The organism is Tianweitania populi (assembly GCF_014652875.1).
GTDB lineage: Bacteria > Pseudomonadota > Alphaproteobacteria > Rhizobiales > Rhizobiaceae > Tianweitania > Tianweitania populi.
The window spans coordinates 1-4235 of the sequence record NZ_BMZQ01000009.1; the positions used below are offsets into that span (position 1 = coordinate 1).

Consider the following 4235-nt stretch of genomic DNA (forward strand, 5'->3'; position numbering starts at 1 on the left):
GATTTGGCATATTCAAGCAAGGCGTGGCGCAGATCGGCCGGGATCGGGATCGACTTATGCAGGTTGAGGTCCGTTGTCACGACGGTGAATCGCCCGCGCAATGCTTCCTGCTTTCCTTTGAAGGCATGAAGCAGCAAAGCGAAGGACGCGTTGCCGACGCGCTCGACAACCACGGCAATGTCCAGAATGTCGCCCATCCTCGCCGGCGCGAAGAAGTCGGAATGCGCGCTGACATAGCCGAGCCCGATGCGGCGCTGGCCGATGATCTCGTAGTAATTGAGGCCAAGCGCCTGAGCGTACCAGTCCTCGATGACGACATTGAAGATGTCGAAGAATTGCGGCGTATAAACGATGCCCGCCGGATCACACTGACCAAAGCGGATCTTCACGGCGCCGAACCAAAGGGCATCGCCAAGCTCTGCTCGGGTGATCGGTGTCGGTTTCTCCGCGGCGTTGATGTCGACGGGCTTGTTCATAGAAAGGTCTTCACCGTTGCGATCGTGCTGTCGAGCTGTTTTTGCGTTCCGTCCTTGATGGCCGCGTCGCGCAAACGGCGCGCCCAGTCTGCCGCGTCCGATCGCGCTTCGAGCAGCTTGATCGTGGCGAGCACCTTGTCGAACTTCGAGTGTCCGCGTGCGTGCGTGTCGGAATAGCCCTTGATGAGGCGCTGGCATTGCAGCACTTCGACACCAAGCTGGTAGTTGCGTCCGAGCATCCGCGTGGCCGTTGCCAGCCAGGCATCACGATGCGCCACTTCCACCTGATGGCGCAGCGAACCGCGACGAAGAAAGCGCATGCCTCCGGTGACATACAGCACCAGAAACCAGGGCAGTGAGTAGGTCCGGATGCGCCGACCCTTGTTGATGCGCCGATCGAGCCAGCCATACAAACGCGGATGCGCCTCGATCCAGCGGCCGATCCCGGCGGGGAGCAAGCCATTCACCTCTTCCATGCGCGGATGCATGAACTCGGTGGTGGCCATCACCTGACCGTCGCGCAAGCCGATTTCTTTTTCGATGCGGTCGCGGCGCTGCATGCGGGTCTTGAGGTCTGCAACGCGAATGACATCGTCATAGCACATGGCATTGGCGAGGTACTTCGCGGCATTGACCGTGAAGGCAAAGCCGTGGTCCGCACCGCTAGCCCGCTCATCTTCCTTCGCGATTGTCTCAAGAATGTCGAGATATTCCGACCCGTAGTCCAGATCCTGATAATCCACGACCTTGCACAAGCCGGCACGAGCCATCGATTGGGCTTCGGCGGGCAGAATAGTGCTCAGCCGCGCAAGCAGCGGCTTCAACCGCGCATCTGGCTCGAACGTTAGCGGAGTGGACGACGCGCTCGGTGCGGAGGGCCCGAGGTTGGGCGGCGATGCGGCAGTAACGGCCGACGACGGAGCCGGTGAGGGCAAGTCGGTTGCTGCCGGAACAACTGCTGTTTCACCCGATCCCACCCGTCGAAAGGCAGCCTCAAAGGTGCGGATGCTGGCATCCACGCCTTTGCCACCTTCGCGGATGATGCCGAGGTATTGCTCGCGCTCGAAAGGGAGAGCGCCGGAGGCAGCCAGTGCACCGAACATGGCGGAGGAAATGACGCTGCCGTTGCGAACCGCGAGGTCGTCCATGTTGAAGACGATTTCGCGCTTTGCAACGACACCAATCGCGCTTGAGACGGCTGAACTGTCTGCGATGCCCTCACCGGGAGCGATCTTCTCGGTTACCGACAACGAGCGGTGGTTGGAGGCAATCAGCGTGGTGCGGTCCGGCGTAATCAACCCGCGCAGAATGGAGCGACCGGCTTCCATGAACTCCGAAGCGATCACCACATCCACATCGCCCGGCGTCGGCATCTGCGCCAAGATTGGCTTTCGCCCATCCAGCATGGGCATCATCTCGACGTAATAGATCGTGGCACCGGTGCGCTGCGCCACGCCCGGAACGGATGTGGACTGCGCCTCCCAGCCTTGCGCTTCGGCAAGCTGGACGATCCAGTCGGTCAACACACCGCCACCCTGGCCGCCCATGGCAACAATGGCGAGCGAGATCGGGCGTTCGGTTGCCGGGCCCGCGGGAGCCAGAGGCAGTCGGATCGTATCGTCCTTCATGCGGGAACTGCAGTTACCTGAACGCGGCGCATGGCGCGGCGGCGCTGCAGAAACGCAATCACGGCCATGGAGATCTTCGCCTTGAACATGTCCCATTTTGTGGGATTGTGGATCACGTCGGCTCGGAAGAAGGACGGGCAAAGCACGGCCGCCTCAGCCACTTCGCCGCAATTCCCGCAGGCGACGCAGGAGTTGTCGATTGCGGCCACGGGATCATCGCGCAACGGATCGTCGAGCTCCTTGACCGACAAGGACGGACAGCCCGAAAGCCGGATGCAGGCATGATCGCCCGTGCACACATCCTCATCAACGCCGTAGCGCTCCTTGATCACGCGCTCGCCCGATTTGATGGCTTTGTTGACCAGCGGCTTCACGCGGCGCTGCTTGTTGAGCATGCATTCCGAAGAAGCCACGATGACCTTTGGGCCTTCTTCGGTCGAGGTCAGCGCTTCACGCAGCGTGTCGCGCATCTTGGTGACATCGTAGGTGCGGTCGATCTGGCGCACCCATTTCACACCGATTCCTTCAACCGCCTTGGTGATCGAATTGTTGGTCTGGCGGTTCTTGTTCTGGGCGCGCGACGACAGGATGTCCTGACCGCCGGTCGCGGACGAATAGAAGTTGTCGACGATGATGAAGACGCCGTCATGCTTGTTGAAGACTGCGTTGCCGATGCCCGATGTCAGGCCGTTGTGCCAGAACCCGCCATCGCCCATGACCGCAATCGACTTCTTGTCGGCTTTCACATTGAAGGCCGAGGTCGATGCAGGCCCCAGGCCAAAGCCCATCGTTGTGGCGCCGATGTTGAACGGCGGCAGGATCGAGAACAGGTGGCAGCCGATGTCAGCCGAGACGTGATGTTCGCCCAGTTCTTCTTCCACCAGTTTCATGGACGCAAAGATCGGCCGCTCCGGGCAGCCGGTGCACAGGCCCGGCGGACGCGGCGGAACCACTTCGCGCAGTCGTTTGACCTCCGGCAGATCGAGCACCGGGCGAGCATCGGGCAGTGGCGGGCGGTTGCCCAGCATCAGCGGGTCGAACTTCTCCAGGAAGGTCTGGATGCCCTCCATGAGCACCTGCGCGGTATAATCGCCGCCCATCGGCAGCACGTCCTTGCCCGACACTTTGGTGTTGATGTCGCGCCGGCGCAGAACCGTGTTGATTGCCTGTTCCAGATATTCCGGCTGGCCTTCTTCCACCATCAGCACGGCATCCTTGCTTGCGCAGAAATCCGCAACCTCCGAGTCGATCACCGGATAGGTCACGTTCATGCAGTAGATCGGCAGCTTCAGCGTGCCATAGGCATCCGACAGGCCGAGATATTGCAGCGCGCGAATGACATTGTTGTACATGCCGCCCTGGATGATGATGCCGGTCTTGGCATTCTCTTGCGGCCCCATCCACTCGTTGAGCTTGTTGGCCCTAATGAAGTCGATCGCCGCTGGCATGCGGACCTTGATCTTCTCCTGTTCCTGCACGTAAGCGGCCGGGGGCAGAACGATGCGGCTGAGGTCTCGCTTCGGGTTGTTCAGCGCATCCTGAAGCGTAAACGAGGGCTTCACATTATCCTTGGCGATGAACGAGCCGTGCATGTGGCAGGAGCGCACGCGCACTTCGAGCATCACCGGCGTGTTGGAGGCTTCCGAAAGCTGGAAACCCTTCTCGATCAAATCGACGATGCAGGTGTGGTCGGGGCGCGGATCAAGCAGCCACATCTGCGACTTCATGGCGAAGGCATGGGTGCGCTCCTGCATGATGGAGGAGCCTTCGCCGTAATCCTCGCCAACAATCACCATCGCTCCGCCCGTGACGCCACCCGATGCAAGGTTCGCCAGCGCATCCGACGCAACATTGGTGCCGACGGTCGATTTCCAGGCAACCGCACCGCGCAGCGGATACATCACCGAAGCCGATAGCATTGCGGCTGCCGTTGCTTCGCTGGCGGAGCTCTGGAAGTTGACGCCAAGCTCGTCAAGCACATCCTTGGCGTCAGCCAGAACGTCCATCAGGTGGGAGATCGGCGAACCTTGATACCCGCCGACATAAGACACGCCGGATTGCAGCAGAGCCTTCGTAATGGCGAGAATGCCTTCCCCCCGGAACTCCTCGCCGTCGCCCAGCCGGAGATCCT

At 61.0% G+C, this 4235-nt stretch carries 3 protein-coding genes; all 3 read right to left on the reverse strand.

Annotation, left to right across the window (positions count from 1 at the left end; all coding sequences use genetic code 11):
- Positions 1-476, reverse strand: a 476-nt coding sequence (locus IE166_RS20490) for an acyl-CoA thioesterase (RefSeq protein ID WP_189507703.1), incomplete at its 3' end; no start/stop codon positions are given.
- Positions 473-2104, reverse strand: a complete 1632-nt coding sequence (locus IE166_RS20495) for an indolepyruvate oxidoreductase subunit beta family protein (RefSeq protein ID WP_189507705.1) — start codon at positions 2102-2104, stop codon at positions 473-475. The genes IE166_RS20490 and IE166_RS20495, both read right to left, overlap by 4 nt.
- On the reverse strand, positions 2101-4235 hold a 2135-nt coding region (locus tag IE166_RS20500), incomplete at its 5' end, for a thiamine pyrophosphate-dependent enzyme (RefSeq protein WP_189507707.1). The genes IE166_RS20495 and IE166_RS20500, both read right to left, overlap by 4 nt.